6 protein-coding genes and 1 pseudogene are annotated in these 22,803 nt (G+C 47.9%); 6 read left to right on the top strand and 1 reads right to left on the bottom strand.

Annotated features, from left to right (window positions below; all coding sequences use genetic code 11):
- Positions 1–3 precede the first annotated feature (3 nt).
- From FSU_RS06050 to FSU_RS06040, 3 genes are read left to right on the top strand one after another with little or no spacing between them, the layout of a single operon-like run.
- Positions 4–408, top strand: coding sequence for a GtrA family protein (locus FSU_RS06050; protein WP_014545583.1), 405 nt, complete (start codon positions 4–6; stop codon positions 406–408).
- Positions 405–2,039, top strand: a complete 1,635-nt coding sequence (locus FSU_RS06045; RefSeq protein ID WP_014545582.1) for an NAD(P)/FAD-dependent oxidoreductase — start codon at positions 405–407, stop codon at positions 2,037–2,039. The genes FSU_RS06050 and FSU_RS06045 overlap by 4 nt, the downstream gene beginning before the upstream one ends.
- A complete protein-coding gene (locus FSU_RS06040) occupies positions 2,036–3,787 on the top strand; it encodes a glycosyltransferase family 39 protein (protein ID WP_014545581.1) in 1,752 nt (583 codons plus the stop codon). The genes FSU_RS06045 and FSU_RS06040 overlap by 4 nt, the downstream gene beginning before the upstream one ends.
- A gap of 108 nt (positions 3,788–3,895) precedes the next feature.
- On the opposite strand, the pseudogene FSU_RS16725 reads toward FSU_RS06040, so the two are convergent.
- A pseudogene (locus FSU_RS16725) lies at positions 3,896–4,530 on the bottom strand (Acyl-CoA dehydrogenase C-terminal domain-containing protein); the annotation flags it as partial.
- A gap of 303 nt (positions 4,531–4,833) precedes the next feature.
- On the opposite strand from FSU_RS16725, the gene FSU_RS06030 reads away from it, so the two are divergent.
- From FSU_RS06030 to FSU_RS06020, 3 genes are read left to right on the top strand one after another with little or no spacing between them, the layout of a single operon-like run.
- Positions 4,834–14,790 (top strand): Tc toxin subunit A-related protein, encoded by a 9,957-nt coding sequence (locus FSU_RS06030; protein ID WP_014545580.1) that lies wholly within the window; start codon positions 4,834–4,836, stop codon positions 14,788–14,790.
- Between the two features lie 2 nt (positions 14,791–14,792).
- A complete protein-coding gene (locus FSU_RS06025; RefSeq protein WP_014545579.1) occupies positions 14,793–16,151 on the top strand; it encodes a glycosyltransferase in 1,359 nt (452 codons plus the stop codon).
- A gap of 18 nt (positions 16,152–16,169) precedes the next feature.
- Complete coding sequence (locus tag FSU_RS06020; RefSeq protein WP_014545578.1) at positions 16,170–22,802, top strand: SpvB/TcaC N-terminal domain-containing protein; 6,633 nt, start codon at positions 16,170–16,172, stop codon at positions 22,800–22,802.
- Position 22,803: the final 1 nt, after the last annotated feature.

The following is a 22,803-nucleotide window of genomic DNA, read 5'->3' as shown; positions in this document are numbered from 1 at the left end:
GTAATGTCTGCATTTTGTACGGTGCTAGCCCAACTAGCACGTTATATACTAGTGGGCGGATTTGCCTTTGTAATTGATTTTGGCTTGTTTTCTCTTTGCCTTTACGGTCTTGGATGGCAATATTTGCTTGCAAATCTTATGGGGCTAGTTGCCGGGCTGTGCTTGAATTATGCTTTGAGCATAAGTTGGGTTTTCCGTAGTAGTAAACGTCGACTAGAAAAGTGCAGATTGGCAGAATTTGCTGTGTTTGCTTTGGTTGGGTTAATGGGTGTGGGACTTAATGAACTTTTGATGTTGTTGATGGTTGGTTTCTTTAGTTTGCATGAATTGTATTCAAAAATGATAGCTGCTGTAGTTGTTTTGATGTGGAATTTTTGCGCTCGCAAGCTGATTTTGTTTAATGAATGAAAAAAAATAGTCAGATTGCTGTAATTGCTGGTGCTGGTCCTGCGGGCTTGACCGCGGCGTTGGAACTTTTGCGTACAACAGATGTTAAACCTGTGATTTTTGAAGCGGAAGATGTCATTGGCGGTATCTCGCGTACGGCGCGTTACAACGGCAACCGCATGGATATTGGCGGTCACCGCTTTTTTAGCAAGAGCGATACGGTAATGGATTGGTGGCAGGGAATTTTACCGCTCCAGGGTGTCGCGAGCAAGGACGACATCGCGATTGGCCGCACTGTTCCGCTGACGGAAGGCGGTCCTGATCCGGAGAAGACGGACTACGTGATGCTTTGCCGCAGCCGCCTTTCGCGAATTCTCTTTTTGCGCAAGCTGTTCAATTACCCCATCAGCTTGAACGGCGATACGATTCGCAACCTTGGGCTTTGGCGCATGATGAAAATTGGCCTTAGCTACATCAAGGTGCAGTTGATGCCTGCCCGCAAAGAAAATAGTCTCGAAGATTTTATGATTAACCGCTTCGGCGTGGAACTCTACCGCACGTTCTTCCGCGATTACACCGAAAAGGTGTGGGGCGTACCGTGCAGCAAGATTAGCCCCGACTGGGGCGGCCAGCGCATCAAGGGCCTCTCGATTACGAAAACCGTGGTGCATGCTGTCAAGCAGATTTTTGCCGGCAAGAAGAATGCGGAAGGTGCTGCTGACGGCGCCAACGGAGCAGACATCCGCCAGAAGGACACGGAAACTAGCCTTATCGGACAGTTCCTTTACCCGAAATTCGGTCCAGGCCAGCTTTGGGAAACGGTTGCCGAGAAGGTGCAGGAAATGGGCGGCAAGATTGTTATGAACGCCCGCGTGGTTGGCGTGAATCGCGACGGAACTGGTAAATGTGTCGAAAGCGTCGTCGTGGATTACGGACGCTATACGGAAACGGTCCCGTGCGATTACTTCCTCTCGACGATGCCGGTGAAAGAACTCGTCGCCGCAATGGATAACGAAAAGAATCCCGTGCCCTCCGAAGTGCGCCGCGTCTCTGACGGTCTCGTCTATCGCGACTTCATTACCGTGGGCCTCCTTTTGGACAAACTTGAAATCAAGAATCCGGCAAAGCCGGGTACACCCGAAAGCAAGCTCAAGTTCGTTGCCGACAACTGGATTTACGTGCAGGAATCCGACGTGAAACTTGGCCGTATTCAGATATTCAACAACTGGAGCCCGTATCTTGTCGCCGACCCTGAAAAAGTGTGGATAGGCCTTGAATACTTTGCCACCGAAGGCGATGATATGTGGAACATGCCCGATGCGGACTTCATCAAGTTCGCGATTGCGGAACTCGACAAGATTGACGTGGCAAGGCCCGAGTCTGTTCGCGATTCCGTGGTGTTCCACATCAAGAAGGCCTACCCTGCCTACTTCGGTACTTATGGCGAGTTCGACAAAGTCCGTGAATATGTGGACCCGATTGATAATTTGTTCCTAATGGGCCGCAATGGCATGCACAAGTATAACAACATGGACCACAGCATGCTCGCCGCAATGGAAGTTGTCAAGTGCATCCGCGAAGGTTGCAGCGACAAGACTGCGCTTTGGAGCGTGAACAGCGAAGAGGAATACCACGAAGGTAAAAAACTATGAAAAAGATTTTTAAGTCAATAGAATTCTATTGTGCCATTGGCATTTTAATATGCTTCAGCATTCTCCACTATGGTCAAATCCGGGTGGAAAATGTTGTTCTGCGGCATGGAAATGCTGAAAAACAAACGACATTACCCATCTCACAAAATATGGATGCCGGTGAATGGTTTAATGTTCGTTTTTCTATTTCTAATCCATTGAATATTCCCTATGATTTAAACATCATTCCTGATGATTGCGCCGAATCATTGACGGTTAACGGCTTTGCATTTTCATTGAGCGGCTATTCGGATAAATGTAATTTTAATAAAGGATTTTGGATTCCAGACTCGGTTACTTCTCCACATCGTGTGGGGAATAGAACCAGTTATGAAATTCTCTTGATGAATAAAGGCGGAATCGCAGGGATAAATGTTTTCCCTAAAGTCGATAGTATTTTGCTGTTTCTGCTGAAATTTATGATAGCCCTGCTTGTTGGGATAATCGTGATATTGGTTGAGAAACGACTGAAACTAAATACATTTCTGATAGCATGTATTCTTGCAGGTGTTCTCCTGCGTTTTGCAATGTTCTATGCGATGCCTTACAACCAATTTTCGATGGATGTAGAGGGACACTTAGCTTATATACAATATATAATAGACAATCATTCTATTCCTTCTGCGAAAGATTGCTGGAGCTGTTACCATCCGCCTGTTTATTATGCTAGTGTAATACCGTCTTTTATGGTGAGTGGATTGATTGACTATAATTCTTGTTCAGGTGCACAAGCATTCAGTTTGGTTCTTTCAATTATTTTGCTTGTCTGTGGCCTATTTTTGTTGAAGGAATTTGTTTCAGGTGTTCCTTTAGGAATTGCTTCTGTTCTGTGGACCGTATGGCCCTTGTTGCTTTTAGTTGCACCTAGAATCGGAAATGACCAACTTTTTTATACTTTGCACGTTTTATGTGTGGTGGCGGGTTTTAACTATATCAAGAACGGAAACGGAAAGCATCTTGTTGCTGCTGTTGTGTGTGCGGCTCTTGCGGTGTGGACAAAATCTACGGGCTATGTCACCTTGGGACTTGTAATGCTATTTGCTGTTTTCGGATTCGTAAAAACAAATCAATTGCATCGGCCGACCAAAACAGAAATTGCTGGGTGGATTTTACTGGCTCTTGTTTTTGTGAGCCTTGTTGTAATTAAGATTTTCAGCAATGGTGAACTGGTTGCAAACATAAATAGTTTGCATTCAAGCCTAAAGGTTGAAAATGAGGCGAAGAATTTCCTGTATTTTGATATGAAATCGTTCTTGACGGAACCTTATACCAATGGATGGGTCGATGGACAAGGACGAGAATATTTTTTTAATTACGCTTTTAAATCCTCGTTATTTGGCGAATGGAAACTTGTAGATACGGCTGTGGGCCGAACATTGGCGTCGTTGATTGGTTTGTCGTTGCTGGGACTAATTGTTTTCGCAATTCGAGGCTGGTGGAAAACCAGAATGAATATTTATCATTGGGTTTTATTCATTCAAGGAATTCTTTTCTTTGTGGCTTTAGGTTTTTTGCGATATAAATATTCCTACGCCTGTAGTGCTGATTTTCGCTATATATTGCCGGTCCTGTTGAGCTTTCTCCCGTATGTCGGGCTTGGTGTGTATCAGGAAGAATATTCTCTCAAATGGAAAGTATTGGGATTTATTACGGTTTCAATATTCGCAGTATGTTCTGTAATGTTGATGAGTTTTATTTTTGTGACGTGAACATTGCATAAACAAGAAACCCCGACTCAGTTTGAGCCGGGGCAATTTCTTTTAGATCCTTCGACTTCGAGCCCCGCGGCTCTCCGCTCAGGATGACATCCTGCGGGCTTATGCCTGCTTGTAACTCTCCATCGATTCCACGTTCACGCTCTTCACGAAGTTGTAGTGCTTCGCGACTTCGGCTTCGGCGAGGTTCAGGTACACCTTCATGCTCTTGTCGAACAGTTCCGGCGACTTGGTGGCATCGCGGAGGAGCAACTGGCTCATCACGCAGTTGGCGACCTTATAAGACCGTTCGGCTTGCGCCTCACTCTCGCCTCCGCCCCAGCTTAACGCATGGGGCTTTGAGGCTCACAGGCAAGCGGAGTGCATGCAGAGGCGAGCTTCTGATACAGCTTGAGTTCAGCCTTTTCTTCGTCGGTGAGCTTGCGGGTGCGCTCGATGTCCTCCAGGCCCTTGTAGATGTCCACGTAGCTGGCTGTCTGGTACAGCAAAGCGCGGCCTGCATCAAGGCGAGCCTTGATGTGCGAAATCATCTCGTACACGGCCGGGAAGTTTACGATGGCCTGGGCGAACTGCTTGCGGTCCTTGGCGTAGGCGAGAGCTTCGTTGTAGGCCATCTGGCTGATACCCACGGACTGGGCGGCAATGCCGAGACGGGCTCCGTTCATGAGGGCCATCACGTACTTGATGAGACCGAACTTGCGGCGGCCGCAGAGTTCAGCCTTGGCGTTCTTGTATATAGAGAGGGGGAAGTCTCCCCCTGGTTCGCACTTCGTTGCTCTCCACCCTCTCTAGCGGGTGCTCAGACGCCGCACCCGCAACGCCCGGGCTTAATGCTGAAGTTAGGGACCGCAAACAAAATGCAAGAATGTAAAGAATAGTTTTGCCAACGTTGTTTGTAAAAATGTTTTTATGTGAAAATCTACTTAAAAAGGTGCTATTTAGAAAATTGATGTAAAATTATTTTCACCAACGGCATCTTTTTTACTTTGTTTCTCTCTTTGTTGTATATTACATTATAGTTTCTAAAAGGTGAAAAAATTATGACATACCCAGTTCCTTACACATGGTTTATTTCCGGTAGGATTACCTACCTTAACGGAAATCCCTTCACCACCGGAATTATAAAGGCGTTTCATGTTTGTAATGGAACGTGGAGTTATTTGGGCGAGTCTGGGTTCAATGAAGACGGTTCGTATCAAATCACCTATTCAAGTGCCAATTTCCAGAATGGTGATCCGACTATCCAGCACCCGGATGTCAAAATACAGGTATTTGACTATCAGGGGAATATCATATGGGAATCAGGGGACCTCATGGCGTTCGAAAGCCAACAGGTTTTCTCTTTTATAATTGACCAAGAACAAGAGGGCGGTTCTGGACAGTCCGGAACGCAGAATCCGGGTGGGGATAACCCAGGTGGCGATAATCCGGGCGGGGAGAATCCCCCACAAGAAATTTGGAAAATTGCGGGGACTGTTGCATACGATAATGGTCAACTTTTAACGACCGGGATAGTTAAGGCTTTTGATTATTATGGTGATTCTAACCACTATTTGAGTAGTGCTGTTATCAAATTTGATGGGACTTTTGAAATATCATATACAAAAGATTCTTTTCAAAGGGGTGATTTAGATAGAACTGCGCCTAATCTGGTTCTTTGCGTATATGATTTGACGGGAAATTTATTGCATACATTCAATGTGGATTACCCGCCAACAATGGATGAGAATGTATCAATTGTTATTCCGCAGACAATTCCAACGACGCAAGACAACTACGTAGTCTATGGACGCGTGGTGAACCATTCCGGTCGTCCGTTGAAAGATGTTTATGTTAAGGCTGTCTGTTTAGATTTTGTGAATACGAAAAATGTACACGCTTTTATATATCATGCTTTAAACTCGACAGCTGCAATAACGGACGAGAATGGCTGTTACGAGATAGTATATTCTCCATCTTGTTTGCCGCATAATATCCAAATTCCGAGCCCTGACGACCCCAAAGACAAAATTTCCCTTTTTGCAAAATTCTATTTAAAGGAAGATGAAAATTCGTCAGTTCCAGTGGACTCTTGCCCCAAATGGAATTATTCGAACTTGGTTCTTGATGCCTCGCGTCGTCAAGAAATAAATTTCACTATTGATTCCTTATCAACAACACTGTATTCAAAATTTGACGAGTTGGAAAAAGCCCTAAAGGTTTATCTTACAGTAGTAGAAAATGAGACGAGTATTCTAAATAAAAATGGTCAACCGATTGCCTTAAAAGAAGACAAAATACAACATTTCATAGATTCCTCGTTCAAGAATGTTCTTCCGGGGTTTAGAGAGCGTCTGAATCAGGAAGATGCAATTTCATATTTCAGGGCGTACGAACTTGTTTATCGAATACAACGCTATTGCTCTGATTTGCTGGAATCGAATAAATTGTTTTTCTATGCATCTTGTTTATTTGCCTTGTGCCGAAAGGGCTTTGATAGCATTGCCAAGCTTCAGTCTGCGAATCGGCAACAAGTTCAAGATTGTCTTTTAGAAGCTGTCTCGCAATCTTTAATTACGTCCGATGAAAACGAAGGTTCTGAAACAAACATTGAATCCTTTATCTCTTTTTGGGAAAATTTACTCGGTCGGTCAATACTTTCGGAGAAGGAAAAGGTTGATTTGGACGCTTGCGACCTTCTCTCGTTGTGGAATGACACCCAAACATTGCCTGGTGTAATAGCAGATGGAAGTTCACAGGCAAGTCCCGAAAATGCACAATCTCCCTTAGACAATAGAGTCGAGAATTTGTTGAGGCGATTCTATGATTCTGAAGCTGATGTTGAATCTTTTCTAGAAAACGAAAATCCTTCTGCTTCGAGTTCATCAGTGAATGAACAAGAGTATCTTCGATTAAAACTTGTGTTTGACTTGAAAAATTTCTATGAAAATTTTTCTGACGGCATTGAGCAGACGTATTATACCATTGTCAGTATAGTAAATCAAGATTCGTCCGTGGAACCTTCGTTAAAGGTATTGCTCGATTTTGATGAAGAACAATGGGAACAATTGGTTGAAGATATTTCGTCAAGCTACAAGCAGAGAAGTAAGGAACAGAAGTTAGCGTTACCGGTGACCTTCCCCGGAACGACTGCAGAGGAACAAAAGTCCCTATACAAGATAAAACTGCAAAAGTTGATTACATCGTGGCTTCCGCAAGACGCCCTTCTTTCGAAATTTGCAAGGTATGATGAGCCTGAAAATCCTGAGGATTGTGATCCAGTTCTTTCTAAATGTAAAAAAATAGCAGAATTGTTGCGAACTACAAATTGGAAGGATTTTTCGCTGGACAAGATATCTTTGGATGAGTTCCTTGAAAAACGCTCATTGGTTATAGGTGCTGGGTCTGGTGTTACAAATGACGATATAAAAACGCTGCAAAGGCTGTATAGGCTGACCAAGGATTACGATTCAATAGTCTATTTGCTCAGAAATGGCTTTACTTCGGCATATCAGATTGCCCAAGAATCTGAAGAATTGTTTATTGCCAAGCACCACGATGGCCTTGAAACAATGAAAAACGCCAAGCAGATATATTGTTTGGCAGCTCAGTACACTTCCGAAGTGTCCTTACAGATGGCTAAATACTATGGTTCACTTACAGAACAAGGTGATTCGTTGCCGTCTGCGTCAAGAGGTGTTTCGCAGAATCTGTTTGCGGAATCAAGTCGGAATGTACAGAGCAATGTGGCTCCGGCAAGAGTTGAGCAACCTGTTGTTGCAAATTGGAAAAATCTATTCGGAATATTAAACAAAAACGCTGCGTTAAAGGGACAGTCAGTTTTGAGTCCTTCGGCCTATCTGATGGACTTGCTGGATTTCCTGAAGGGAGACGGATACAATCTTTTAAAGATTCGGCGCCCGGATATATGGAATCTTTTGCTGACCAAGGAGAACGCTGAAACTTCGTTGCCGACAATTGATATTGTTGTCGAATTACTTGAATTCTTGACGGCGAGAAAATCTTTAAGACAACTAAAATATAATACGGATGCTAAAAAAAGTGATTCCGATTTACGCGCTGAACCGGAATTTGTGGGAAAAGTGGATGAGGCTTACGCAGAGTTGGTGTCCCATGTCTATCCGATGGATTTGCCGAGAAATTTCCATGCGGAAAAAATGGTTGCATTGTTAAAAAACGTTTCTCTTTCCGTAAGTGACTTAATTCAGTCTCAGAAAAATCCTGGTGATGAATATCGTTATACGACATTGAGGTTGTCTCCATCTCTGATAGAAACTTTGCGGTTGCCCAAAGACGGCGATGAGACTGATGAAAACTCATTAATTCCTGTTCATGAATTATGGGGCTTGGATAATGAAGGAAACTCTGTTCTTTGTCCTGACAAGGCTACTGTAGTTACAGGGGCTTGGGATGAGATTCTTTCTAACGCATCTATTTTCTTGAGTCGTTCTGGCTTGACTGTGAAGGACTTCCAGGAAATTCGGCTATTTTCGATATTTGAAAATGATAACGTTACGATAGAGCCGATAAACAATACATATCAGTTGGGTGATATAGGTGCGTTCCGCATAGAAAATATTTCTAAACCGTTTGCCCGAAAGATTTCCCGCTTTGTCCGTCTAAAACGCTTGCTTGGATGGAACAACGAAGATGTTTCGCTTGTTTTTGATTTAGACTTGAAGGATGTATATGGTCTAAATCAAGATGCTATCGATGGATTGAGCTCACAAGAGATTAATCGTTTAAAACTCGAGGCTATAGATCGTGTTGCCTATTTAAAAACGCTTACTTCGGCTTCTATTCGTGAAATATTGGCTTGGGTGGACGATATGTCTGACGATCATTTCGACTGCGTATTTCCCACGCCTGCCGAAAGCGAGGATAAGGAAGACGACAATGGAAAATCTACAGAGCCGGACGATGGCCAAAACGATGTAAGCGAAGAGAAGAAAGAAGAGTTCCGGTGCAAACTGCTTGAGAGGGCTTCTGTTTCTCTGGGCGTAAACCAGACTGACCTGTTGTATGCTTTGCGATTCGAAAATGAATCCTTCTCGGATGGTTTAAGCGACGATGATTTAAAAGAAAATCTAAAGGTTCTGTATCGGATTTCTACGTTTGCAAAACGTCTTGGAATTTCTGTGCAGAAATACGAAATCTTAAGGTTCCTGCTGGGCGCAGATCTTGCAAAAGACTGGAATCTTGCAAATCTAACAGACTGTTTCCAGAATATCACAGATATCCTGAATTCTCCCTTGGATGAAGACAGCCTTATTTACTTGGCGATGCCGCTTTCCCCTGTTATAGCAAAGAAAGCGGAATCGTTTGTTGATGCTCTAAAGGAGTCCCTGCAAAAATTGTGGGAATCAGCCAAGTCCGATAAGCAGGTAGAAATCGAGCGCGATTTCCCCGATATAGAGGCGACTCCGGAATCAAGGACGGCTTTCTACGAATGGCTTGAACAAGAAATAAACGCCTTTGCTAATTCGCAGAACATGCTTCTTCCGAACGATATACTGGAACTTTGCGAAAAAGAAAGTCTTGTGACTGACGATTTGGATGCTATAAAGACTTGGTTGCTTAGTTTGCTGGGTAGCGATTATAGTGGTGAAGTCGATGCCCTGTTCACGGCAGCAAGCCTAAACGACAACGTATGGGCGAAAGAACTTGTCAAGTTCTTAGCCTTTGCCGAAGCGGCTAGGAATGAAATCCTTGAAAAGTTGACGGCTGAATTTGGTATTAGCTGTTCTGTTTGCGAAGATCTTTTAAACAATCGTCTTGAGAGCGTCAAACAAACATCTTCTGGAGCGGCTTTATTTGACTGGTTCGGTCTTGCGGTGATTGACAACGATTCCGAGACGGGTGTCATGGCGTATGCCTTGCTGTCTAAATCGGCGTTAATCAACGGCTATACAAAGATGACGGATTATAGCAACATAGGGCTAGGAAATATATATCAATCCATCCCATTGAATTCTTTTGATGCCGACGAGGACGGGTGGGACTGGAAAAATTATCCCGCTGACGAAAATTTGTTTGCGGAATCAAATCCGTTGTCAGATTCTCTGCGCAAACTGATTCTCTGTTTTAATGTCTCCAAATGCTTCGGTTCCTCTTGGATTTATGATAAACTGTCAAAAGATTTCCTTTTAAAGAAATGGAATGTAAACGAAAGACAACTGAAAGAAATTTTGGGATTCAATGTTGGTGCGGATATAGCAGTACCCAGCTTGTCAGATCCAGAAGCCTGGATGCAACTTTGCCGCTATTGGATGGTTTACAAGAAGGCCCCCATTGATATGGCGACTCTGCAGACCTTAATTGCAGATGATTTGGTTGGAGAAGAGGCTATTGCTGATTACAGTGATGCTGTTGAGAACTTGAACAACGCGCTACGTAATATGCGTACTCCGAGTGATTGGCAGACTTTTATTACCCCGGTAAGCGATACCCTGCGTAAGTCAAGACGGGATGCATTTGTAAGTTACATCTGCTTCCGCTCACAGAATCAAGAACTTGGAAAATTCTACTATCCTAAGAAATTCTTCGACGCTAACGACATTTATTCATACTATTTGATAGATGTCGAAATGGAACCGGACATGAGTGTTTCAAGGACTAGGCAGGCTTTGAATTCCATTCAGCAGTTTGTAAGCCGTGTGGAACTCGGTCTCGAAGGTTCCTTTGTCTTGAGCGAAGAACAGCGTAGAAATTGGGAATGGATGCAAAACTACCGTGTATGGGAAGCGAATCGCAAGATATTCCTTTATGCGGAAAACTGGATTGAATCCGATTTAAGAGATGACAAGAGCCCGTTCTTCAAGGAACTGGAAGATGAAATTCGCCAGGTAGGGAACGATCCTAAGGCAATGCATACGGCTTTAGGTAATTATCTTGAAAAAATATATGAGACCTCCGGTGTTGAAATTCTAGGAGCCTGCAAGGAAGATGGCGGTGGAGACGGAATTCTCTATACGCTTCATATTGTGGGCCGGACCAGGGGTGAACCGCATCGTTTCTTTATCCGTAAATATAAGGCCAAGGCCCTGTATTCAGGCGAATGGGAACCGTGGGAAAACTTGGATTTGGATATCAAGGCCGAAGTTGCTCTTCCTGTTTTGATGAATCAGAAGCTTTATGTCATTTGGCCTTCGCTTATGGTTAGTAAAAAAGAGGATGGTGCTGAATCTGAAGGGGCAATGCAGGTAACCAACCAAGTTGAGATTCGCATGAATTGGGCTTACCATAATGGCAACAAGTGGAGCTCTATCAAGACTACAAAAAATGTGCTTTTTGATAAGTATGAACGAGAAAGGGATGTCTATTTGGAAGATGGCGAAAAAATAGACGATCGATATCATTTTCAGGTAGAATCCGGCTCGTCAGAATACGTGCAAGTCAATGTTTTCCGTTCGTCCTTTAAAGATATATCGTACGATAATCCTGAAGAAGTCGAGGTTACGGAAGGCACGACTTTGAAGAAAAATAAAGTTGTCGTAAAACGAGACAAAGATGAACAGTCTATCCAAGAAACGGGATTCATTCAAATATGGGTCGATGGAAGGGATGTCGCGTTTACAGCTCCGAAGAAAGAATCTAGAAATGTAAATGAATTCCCTCCAAGTAATTGTTATTTGGAAAGGAATTGCTGGGTCGAAAAGGATAAGCATCTTTTCGGATACGATGGATTTGGACTCACTGCAAATAAACCGGTTTTGCAGAATACGCCGGGACTCTTCCGCGTGTTGCCCATCAATTTTGCGTTCTATTCGGGAGAGGATTTACCGTTCTTTTACATGGACGGTCAACATTCCTTCCTAGTGCACAAGGTTCCTGGGGTGAATTCGACAAAGTACCAGTTTGACCTGATATCGCATCCGCTAGTTCCTGAATTTTATAAGCGGTATCGTGATGGCGGCGATGAACTGCTATTCAATAGAGAAACCCAGGCGTTGCCTGTTTCGGACAGCTATTATTATTCCTATTCTTATTACAATTATTACTTTAGCGTTTATCTGGGATACTACATTGCCGGAGACTGGGAAGCCTGGGATTTGGGGCAGTCCCTGTTCTCGCTCAATTACAAGCCTTCGGCAAAGATGGTTGCGCGTCCGTATCCGGTTCCGATGATTGATTTTTCGTTCGGAACATCCAATGCCATTTACAACTGGGAACTTTTCTTCCATGTTCCTATGCTCCTTGCCGACAAGATGTTCCAGGAACAGAATTACGAAGAGGCTTTAAAGTGGTATAGGATGGTTTTCGACCCGCGGCTGGATTTGAGCGATTACGAAATTACAAAACGCTGGTCAAGAAAATTACCCAAGGGCTCCAGATTCTGGAGATTCCTGCCGTTCTTTGCAAACAGAAATGCCGATGATTCCATTTTGGAAACAATCAGTAAGCCTACTGAATACGATTTACTCCCGAATGTGATTTCTCTCCAGAGTCTTGTTGACAAGTGGAAACGGGATCCCTTCAATCCGCACTTGATTGCACGTTACCGCATGGCTGCTTATCAAAAATATGTCGTCATGAAGTATCTGGACAACTTGATTGCATGGGCGGACGAACTGTTTACGCAGGATACGATGGAAAGTGTCAACGAGGCAATCCAGTTGTACATCCTAGCGGCGGAAGTTCTTGGCCCTCGAAATATCGAGGCTTCGGATTGCCACATACTTGACGCCATTGATGTGAAAACGTTCCTTACGGAAAAGGAAGGTGCTATTGCGAATGTTTACAAGGATATCGAGGATGTTCTTGTCGCAATTAGAAACGAAGAACAAACTGTTACGCAAGGCAAGCCTAGCGTCAAGAGCAATACTTTGACGAATGTGTTCTCGTCTGTATTCTATTTCAGTGTTCCGAGGAACGACAAACTTCTTGGCTACTGGGATACGGTCGCAGACAGGCTCTATAAGATACGCAACAGCTTGAACATTGACGGTGTAAAGAGAACCCTTGCCCTTTACGAACCGCCGATTGACCCTGCGTTGTTGGTAAAGGCCAGGGCCGCAGGAGTTTCCATTGCGGACGCATTATCCGAAAGCTCAGCTCCGCTTCCTTTGTACCGATTCCAGGTGATGCTTCAGAAGGCGCTTGATGTGACGCATGAATTGCAGTCTCTGTCGAGTGCGTTCTTGTCGGCACTTGAGAAAAATGATTCCGAGACACTTTCGTTGATGCGGTCTCGTCATGAGCAGGAAATTCTTACTTTATCTAGGGAACTCAAGGACTTCCAGATAAAGGATTTTGAAACCCAGCTGGAATCTCTTGAGAAAAACAGGGAATCGACTGTCATTCGATATGAATTTTACAAAAACATCAAGAAAATATCGGATAAGGAGCAAAAGGCTCTCGATTTGCAGGATGCCGCTGTAATAATCGATACTGCCGCATCGGCTTTGAATATGTCCGCCTCCGCTGCATCGGCAATTCCGGACTTGAATGTTGGTGGAATTGTAAATGTTTTTGGCGGACCTGAGGTCTCGTCAAATGTTACTGGCGGTTCTAAAATTTCTTCGGGTATGAATAGTATTTCAACCTCGATGCAAGTTGCCGCCAATATCATTCGTCATCAGGCAAACAAGATTCAGACTTTGGCCGGATATGAACGTCGCTATGAAGAGTGGAAACTTCAGGAAAAGTTGGCCGAAAAAGAAATTCAAAATATCGATAAGCAGATTATCGCCATGAAGATTAGAATCGAGATGACCGAAAAGGAAATTTCGAATATGGAACGCCAGATTGAACAAATGGATGAAGTCTATGAGTTCATGACGAACCGTTTTACCAACCAGGAACTCTATTCATGGATGGTGACGCAACTTGGCCAGTTACATTCCTCTTTCTTCAAGTTGGCTGTTAAACTTGCCAAACGAGCCGAAGTATGCTATCGATTCGAATTGGGCCTTAAGGATTCCGACAAGACAGATTTCATCAAGAATAATTACTGGGATGGGCTTCGTAAGGGGCTTCTCGCTGGTGACCGTCTGTTGTTCGACTTGAGGACTATGGAATCGGCATATCAAGAAAGGAACAAACGCGAACTGGAAATCAACCGGGCTGTGCCGCTTTCTCTTATCGATGCAGAAGCTTTGATAAAACTTCAAACAGAGGGTAAGTGTGATTTCGTTTTGCCTGAGATCCTTTTCGACTTGGATTTTCCGGGACAGACATATCGCCGTATTCGTGGGGTTCAACTGGAAATACACTGCAATGCGTCTTCGGGACAGGGTGTCAATGCCAAGTTGAGCCTGCTGAGCAATAGAATACGTATAAAGCCAATAAATACATATAGCGAAGAAGATTCGACTAGCTATTTGCCCAACCGTATAGGAATTAAGACAATTGCAACTAGCCAAGCGGAAGCTTATGCAGGTGTGTTCAATTTTGATTTCCGTGACGAACGATATCTCCCATTTGAGGGGGCCGGAGTTGATTCTTCGTGGAGACTTGAATTGCCCACAAATTTCCATCAGTTTGACTATGAATCTATTTCCGACGTCATCTTGCATGTAAGCTATACGGCAAGAAATGGTGCGGAACCTTCTGGTTGCAAAAGCTTAATTGCTAAAGCTTGGAATGTGAAAAAATCTGCAATTCGCCTTAGTGCGATTGATTCCGGAGCGTTGGAGCGATTGCGCAACGGAGAAGAGGTTTCGATAAACTTCATAAAGGAGCATTTCCCTGCCATTGCAAGAGATGAAGGCTTTCTTAAGGGATTGTCTGTTTATTGTTGGTTCAAGAACGGCAGACAAGCGGAGTTGACGTTAGAAGTTCAGTCTAGCGACGTTAGCGGAATCAATTCATCGGTTTCTTTTAGTGAAAATGATATACAACCGGAATTGTGGAATATTTCTTCGGATGACATTCACGTGGCTAATGGATATTCTATTGCAATCAAAGTAGCCGATGGTTCTACACCTGCAAATATTGAAGACTTGATATTTGTACATAAATATGCGCTTGCAAATAGCGTCGATGAGGAGGCCTAATAATGGGAAAGAAAATTCTTTTTTGGCCAGATGTCTATAAAGAACAAGGTCACTGGCTTCCGACTTTTGTCTGGGCTAAAGAATTACTTCAGGAAGAACCCGAAGGCTCTTACGAAGTTTCTTATATGGGCATTCCAGATTGCAAATCGCTTGTCGGATGGTTTAATAAAGATATTCAATACCATGAAATCTTCAATAAGCTATACCCTTTGGGATATACGGACTTTAGCCACACGACTCCCCAGGGACGTTGGAAACCGGAACACGTATTGCGCATCATAAACGGCGAACTGGACGATATTTTTACGGGCGACAATAAACCCGACGTCCTTGTTTCAGGGTATTTTACATCCTTGGAGAGCTTAATTATCCATTACAAGTATGGAGTAAAGGTAATCATTTCGACGACTTATTTGAGACATCCAGAGAATGACCCTGCCATGCGAGCCGTACAAAATTTGATGGCGTATCCAGATTCTGTAAAACAGTGCATCATCAAGTCTTTCATTGACGAAGATTTTTACAGCGCAACCCCGTCAAGGAGAGAAGAGGCTATTGACAAATTTGTGGCTCCGTTGACGACATTCAACGAACTGATTCCATGCCCTAAAGAATTTGACTATCAACATTATGTACATGGTGATTTAGTTCACTATGTAGAACCGTGCATGACGCCTCTTTTGGATGATGAGACCAACGATAATAATCTTGGCCAAGATAATCAGACAAATGATGAAAATCAAAATGAGGATGATCCGGCTGATGCTGTAAAACAATACTGGGATGATTTTTTTGACGAAAGAGAACAAAATAACCAAAAAATCATTTTTGCGACGGCGGGTTCGCAAATTCTTGATTATGGCAAGAAGGCGGAGCACATGTTCGATGAACTAATCAGGATGATGGACGCTCCGCAAATGAAAAATTGCCATCTGCTCCTTTCTGTTGGTGAGAAATTGTTGCGTACAAGAGATTGGAGTGAAATAAAAAATAAAAACGTGACTGTAAAAGGTTGGGTTCCTCAGCGTTTTATATTGTCTTCTGGAAAAGTGCATTGTGCATTTATACACGGAGGCTTGGCGACAATCAAGGAGTGTATTTATTTCGGTGTTCCGTTTGTTATAGCGCCTATGGGAAAAGACCAGCTAGATAACGCTCTCCGATTACGTGAAAACGGGATTGACAATATGCTTGATGTTGAAACGAGCCGTTCTGATTCTTATTTATATAGTATAAATAAGGTAAGGACTGATTTCCGCATAAAAAACAATTTGGCAAGATTACAGAATATTTTCGTGGAATCCGAAGGACGGCACGAAGGCGTAAGCATAATCGAGTCGGTGGCGGATTCTACGAATTAGCAGGGCGTTATATAGCGTATGGCGGAACAGCAGAAAGGCAGCGAGTCGAAGGATAGTCAGGACAAGTCGTGGTTCCTGAGCGGTCCCGTGCTGAGCACGGGCCGTGGCGGCGGTGCGTTGCGCGGGACGAAGGGCGAGTTCAACTGCGACGCCCATACCGGTAGCGCTAAGCTTTCCATACCGCTGCCATTCACTCCCGACAGGGAAGGGGTCGTTCCTCCTGTGTCGCTGTCCTACGATTCCGGGAATGGAAACGGGGCGTTCGGCCTCGGCTGGAATCTGGGCTGCCCGCGCATAGAGCGTTCCACCTCGCGCAGGCTCCCGCTGTACATGGATTCCGAAGACTCGGACGTGTTCACGCTCTCCGGCGCTGACTTGGTCTGCATCGCCGAGGAAAAACGCGGAACGACAACGGTACGCCATTACCGCCTGCAATCCGAATCGCAGTTCTCCCGCATCGAATTCAGGAAGGAATCAGGCGGTGAAACAAGCTTCTGCGTGTTCGGATCTGACGGGAGCCAGTCCATATATGGCGACTCTGCGGAATCGCGCATCGAGGACCCGCAGTATCCCGGACATGTGTTTGCCTACCTGGTTAGCCGCAGCGAGGATGCGCTCGGCAATGTCGTGCGCTACCGCTATTGCGCGGACGGCGCGAACCGCCATCTGCTGCAGGTCCTCTACGGGAACAGGGCTTCCCGAACTACGAGTTCATCGCCGGACGATTTCCATCTCGGTCTCGTGTTTGCTTATGCGGGACGTAACGATGTCTATGTGAACCGCAAGCCCGGATTCGACGTGCGCTGCTCGCTCCGGTGCGAGTCCGTGACGCTGTACCACGGCTTCGGTTCCGCCCCGCTCTTTTCCGACGGGAACAAGGTCCGGTCGCTTTCTTTCCAGTACACAGCCGGATGCGGCGGGGTCTCGCTTCTGGAGAAGGTCGTCGAGAGCGGGCACCGTGTACTGGCCGACGGGACTGCGGAATCCGAGAGCCTTCCGCCGATGACGTTCAGCTATTTCCCTTTCGTGCTCGGCAAGGAATGGCGTGAGTTCGACCGTAGCTCGGTGAGCGATATTCCCGGCGGCTTCACGTCCGCCGAATGGGTTGACCTCTACGGCGAGGGCATCGCCGGCCTGCTCATGGACTGCGGCGGCAAATGGTACTTTAAGCACAATCTGGGGAACGGCCGCCTGTCTTCCGCTTCGGAAGTGGGCGACAGGCCTGTTCCGGGTACACCTTCCGGCCTTACCGATGTCGAGGGCAACGGGGTCCTCGCGCTTGTCGAGAACGGTGGCGCGAACGCCGGCGCGTCCTTCCTCGACGAATCCGGAAAGTTCGGGCCGCGCAAGAAGTTTGGGAGTGTTCCGTGGATTGACTGGGAAAAATCCGACATAAAGTTCATGGATTTGGACGGCGACGGGCGTAGCGAAGTCGTTGTCGCCGAGGATGGCAGGATACGCGTGTATCTCTCCGGCGGCATGAAGGGTTACGGGAACGCCATCTACAGGTACTTTACCGAACCGGGCGAGAAGCCCGTGCTTGTCTCGAAGTCTCCCGATGAGGCGGTGTTCGCCGCCGACATGACGGGCGACGGTCTCGCCGACCTCGTGCGTGTCCGGTTCTCGCAGGTATGCTACTGGCCTAACTACGGCCACGGACGCTTTGGTTCGGCAATTTATATGGACAACGCGCCTGTTTTGGGCGGCTTCAAGGATTTCAATCCCGCGAACCTGATTGTTGCGGACATTGACGGTTCGGGGACCACGGACTTGCTATACCGTGAGGGCGACCGTCTCCATATCTACCGCAACTGTCTCGGGAAATCGTTCGAGCTTGTCGATACGGTCACGCTTCCCGGCAAGGGCGGGACGGTGAAGTCTGCGGACGTTCTCGGAACAGGGCTTTCTACCATCGTGTTCGGCTCCCCGCTGTTCGCCGATTCGTCCGCATCGCCGCGCTACCTGCCGCTGCAGGGCGGGCGTACCAACGTCATGTCGGGCTACACGAACGGGACGGGTGCGCAAGTCGATATCGAGTACACGCCGAGTACGGCCTATTACCTCAAGGACAAACTGTCCGGGAATCCGTGGACTACGAAGTTGCCGTACGTGGTCCAGTGCGTCTCCAAGGTCGTGTCGAGGGATCTCGTCACGGGCTGGGACCGCACCGAGACCTACGCCTACCGCGACGGCTATCACGACCCGGATTTCCGCGAGTTCAGGGGCTTCGGTTCCGTGGTGCTGCGCGAGCACGAGTGCGGCATCGACCCGGAAACCGACCAGGATATTCGCGAGACAAGGACGGATTTTTATTTAGGCAGATCGTCGGATAGGCCCACGCTGGATTGCGCCCAGGCGATGACTACCCGCCAGTGGCAGGAAGGCTGCCGCTCGTTCCAGGGGATGCCGAAAAGCCGCAAAGTCCTTTCCGTCAACAGGGACGGGACGGAAATCAAGGAATTTTCCACGACATCGTGGACCTATCGGGCAAAATTTATCATGGAAGCCCGCTTGCCGGGCGACCGATTCCGCAACGGTTCCTGCTGGCAGTGCATCCAGGAATCCGAGACGGCCTCGTTCCGGGAATCTGCCGACGACACGCCGCGCACGAACGCCTCGTTTACACTGGCTACGGATGCGTACGGGAGGCCACTCCTCTCGGCCTCGGTCTGGTACGGTCGCGGAGGTTCGAAGCCGGACGACGTGCCCGATGTCGTGTGGAACGAACAGAAGAAGAACTTTGTGACTTTCACCGAGACTGGCTATACCCAGGATTGCGAGCACTCTTCGGGCAAGTTCCGCATGGGCCTACAGGAAAGTACCGTGTCTTACGAGAAGACCGGCCATGCCGCGTCCGACCTGGAAAATGCGCAATCCCTGAACGCGCTGTTCGCGGATGCGACCAGGCCGCGCAGGGTCCTGGCCCGCGAAGATGTCGTCTTTTACGACGACGCCCTATCCTCGCCGCGCACCGACGGCACGTGCGGCCTCGCGGGGCTGGTTTACGAGCGCTACGGGCTCGCCTTCGAGTCGCAGGCCCTGTCCTCGATTTACGGGAACTCCGTGGACGCGAGCGACATGGCCGCGGCGGGGTATGTCCTCCGCGACGGCGACTGGTACCGCCGTTCCGGCAGGAACGTCTATGCGCAGGATGCCGCGTCGAACTTCTATCGGCCCTGCGGGATCGAGGACGCCTTCGGGAACCTCGCTTCCGTCGCCTACGATACGTATTCATGGCTCGCGGAGTCCGTCACGGACGCCGTGGGGAACACCGTCTCCGCCGACAACGATTACCGTTACATGTCTCCTCGGACGGTCACGGACGCGAACGGCAACCGGACCGCGGTGGACTGGACACCCCTCGGCTTCGTCTCGAAGGTCGCCCTGATGGGCAAGGCGGGGCAGCCGGAAGGCGATACGCTCGACAGCCCCACCGAGGAGTTTATATACGATTTCAACTGTTTCGAAACATCGTCTACGCCAATCCACGTGCGAACCCGTCGCCGCGAGGTGCACGGATCGTCCACTTGCAGGTGGCTGGAGTCCGTCGAGTATTCGGACGGTGCGGGCCGCGTCGTGCTCGCCAAGGCCGTCGCGGAACCCGGCAAGTACAAAACGCTTGAAAATGGCTCAGTCGTCGAGAAGGACAGCGGGACGGATGTCCGCTGGGTCGGTTCCGGCCGCACCATCTACAACAACGCGGGCAATCCCGTCAAGCAGTACGAGCCGTATTTCAGCGGGACGGACGCCTACGAGAGCGAACCCGCCATCGTCGAGACCGGGGTCACGCCCGTGCTGCACTACGACCCGCTCGACAGGCTCGTGCGCACGGATTTGCCGGACGGGACGTTCAGCAGGGCGGAATTCGCCACGTGGGAACAGAGGAGTTTCGACCAAGACGACACCGTGCTGGAAAGCGCCTGGTACGCGGACAGGAACTCGCCGGACCCGACAGGGAACGAACCCGCAAGCTCCGAAAAGCGGGCCGCATGGCTCGCCGCAAAGCATGCTGACACTCCTTCCGTGGAGTATCTGGACGCGCAGGGCCGCCCGTTCTACGGTATCGCGGACAACGGGACGCGGGGCAGGTATGCTACGCATACTGTGTTCGACGTTTTGGGCAACCCGCTTTCCGTGACGGACGCCCGCGGCAACGTGGTGATGGCCTACGCCTACAACTCCCTTTCCGTGGCCTGCCGGACGGACAGCATGGACGCCGGCGAGCGCAGGACGCTTCTTGCCGTGGACAGCCAGCCCGCGCTGGGCTTCGACGCGAGGAACCACCGCCTCCGCAGCGTTTACGACGCCTTGAGACGACCGACAGAACAGTGGCTGGGCGAGAACGGCGGCACGGAAAAGCTTGTCGGCAGGACCGTTTACGGTGAAAATTCGCCGAATCCCGATGCCGGTAATTTGCGCGGCATGATGTGGAAAGCCTACGACCAGAGCGGGCTTGTGGAAAACGTCGCCTACGACTTCAAGGGCAACTTGTTACAAAGTTCGCGACAGTTTACCAAGGCGTATAATCAGACTATAGACTGGAACGTCGCCGACCCGGACGCCTTGCTGGAAGCGGAGACGTTCACGACGGTCACTGCCTACGACGCGCTGAACCGCGCCACGAGCATCAGGACCCCGCATAACGCAGGTGTCCCCGCGAGCGAGATTTTGCCTGCGTACAACGAGGCCTCGCTGCTCGAGAGCGTTGACGTCAAATTGCGCGGCTCGGGCACCGCCACGAACTTTGTCCAGAACATCGACTACGACGCGAAGGGGCAGCGCGAGCGGATACAATACGGCAACGGCTCCACGACCGGCTACACCTACGACGGGAAGACGTTCCGACTGAAACGTTTACTGACCACGCGCAACAACGGCGCCGACATTTTACAGGACCTGAACTATACATATGACGCCGCCGGCAACGTCGCGCAGATCGACGACAATGCGCAGCAGACGATATTCTTCAACGGCAGTGTTGTCAGTCCGAACCAGAAATTTGAATACGATGCTTTGTACAGGCTAATCAAGGCGACCGGCCGCGAGCATGTCTCTGTGAATGCCGATAGTGAGCCGGAGGCGGAAGGCTACAACACCGCACTGATAAGCCCGCAGGACGGCACCGCCATGCGGAACTACGCCCGCGAATGGGAATATGACGGAGTGGGCAACATCCTGTCCATAATCCACAACGCCAACGGCAACGCGTGGACCCGTACGAACGCCTACGCCACGGACAGCAACCGCCTGACCGGCACTACGGTCGGGCAGACTACGGCGAACTTCGCCTACAACGCCCACGGCTCCATGACATCCATGCCGCACCTCTCTGCGATGGACTGGGACTTCGCCGAGAAACTAAGCCACATTAGCCGCGGCACTACCGAGGCATATTACAACTACGACGGCAACGGGATAAGGACTCGCAAGGTCGTCGAGAAGAACGGCTCCGTAGAAATACGCCTTTACCTCGGCGGTTTCGAGATATGGCGGAAGACCGTGAACGGGACGCTCGAGACCGAGCGCGAGACCCTGCACGTCATGGACGACCAAAAGCGCATTGCAATAGTCGAAACCTTGACTGTGGAAAACGGGAACCGTGCCGCGGCCCCCGCGCCCGTGCAACGTTACCAGCTCGACAACCATCTCGGCTCGGCATCTCTCGAACTCGACGACTCCGCCAACATCATCAGCTACGAGGAATACTACCCCTATGGCGACACCAGCTACCGCGCCGGACGTAGCGCCAGCGAGGTGAGCCAAAAGCGCTACCGCTACACCGGCAAGGAGAAGGACGAAGAGTCATCGCTCTATTACTGCGAACAGCGCTACTATGCAGCACACATCTCAAGGTGGGTCTCTACCGACCCCACATGGCTTGAGGACGGCATCAACCTCTACGCCTACGTGAACGGCAACCCCGTAAGCGGCGTGGACCCGAGTGGAACCAACGAAGAAAATGTTGTTGATCAAGAACAAAAAAATGTAAATCGTGTGTCAACATCGGAAAAAAATATACAGCAAGATGACCATCATTCAATCAGTAATGAGATGATAAAAAAAATAAATGAATTTGGATGGTATACAGGGGCTGTTTGTTTCGATTTGGCTGTTGCAGCGGCAGAAGATGCTGCTTCTCAAAAGTATACGGGTGCTCATGTCGGTCGTGTAAAGGATAAAAAGGATTATGCCATTGGTGGTGTTTGGAAAGAAGCTCCAAAACAACCCAAAAATTATCGCAATCTTTCGATAAGAAAAGGTGTTGCTGAAAATATGCTGTCATATATAAAAGCTTCAATTGATAAAGGTTTGCCTGTTGTTGTCGGTGTGTCTATTGGAATAAAGGCCGAAGATGAAAATGGAAGGATGATTAATGAGGGCGTTACAGAACATTTTTTAGTTTTGACTAGTTATGACGTTAAGGATGGAAAGGTTGTTGGTTTTTCTGGAATTGATAATAGTGATCATAAACCACCAACAGTGAATTTTACAGTTAATGAGAAAACTGGTGCAATTGAAAAAGCAAAACCAAAAAAAATTACTGCGGATAATCGACGCTATGTGGATAGTTATAAATATACTGTGACTCAAGTGCGTTTATGGAAAGGAGTTGAGGGGCTTAAGCCTATGTCTTCTAAAGGAGTATGGTAAA

Source organism: Fibrobacter succinogenes subsp. succinogenes S85, assembly GCF_000146505.1.
In the GTDB taxonomy this organism is placed as follows: domain Bacteria; phylum Fibrobacterota; class Fibrobacteria; order Fibrobacterales; family Fibrobacteraceae; genus Fibrobacter; species Fibrobacter succinogenes.
This window is presented reverse-complemented; position numbering and strand designations above follow the sequence as displayed.

Bases quoted from the DNA above. Each gene is read 5' to 3' on its own strand.
- FSU_RS06050 (WP_014545583.1), top strand. From the start codon at position 4: ATGTCTGCATTTTGTACGGTGCTAGCCCAACTAGCACGTTATATACTA.
- FSU_RS06045 (WP_014545582.1), top strand. From the start codon at position 405: ATGAAAAAAAATAGTCAGATTGCTGTAATTGCTGGTGCTGGTCCTGCG.
- FSU_RS06040 (WP_014545581.1), top strand. From the start codon at position 2,036: ATGAAAAAGATTTTTAAGTCAATAGAATTCTATTGTGCCATTGGCATT.
- FSU_RS06030 (WP_014545580.1), top strand. From the start codon at position 4,834: ATGACATACCCAGTTCCTTACACATGGTTTATTTCCGGTAGGATTACC.
- FSU_RS06025 (WP_014545579.1), top strand. From the start codon at position 14,793: ATGGGAAAGAAAATTCTTTTTTGGCCAGATGTCTATAAAGAACAAGGT.
- FSU_RS06020 (WP_014545578.1), top strand. From the start codon at position 16,170: ATGGCGGAACAGCAGAAAGGCAGCGAGTCGAAGGATAGTCAGGACAAG.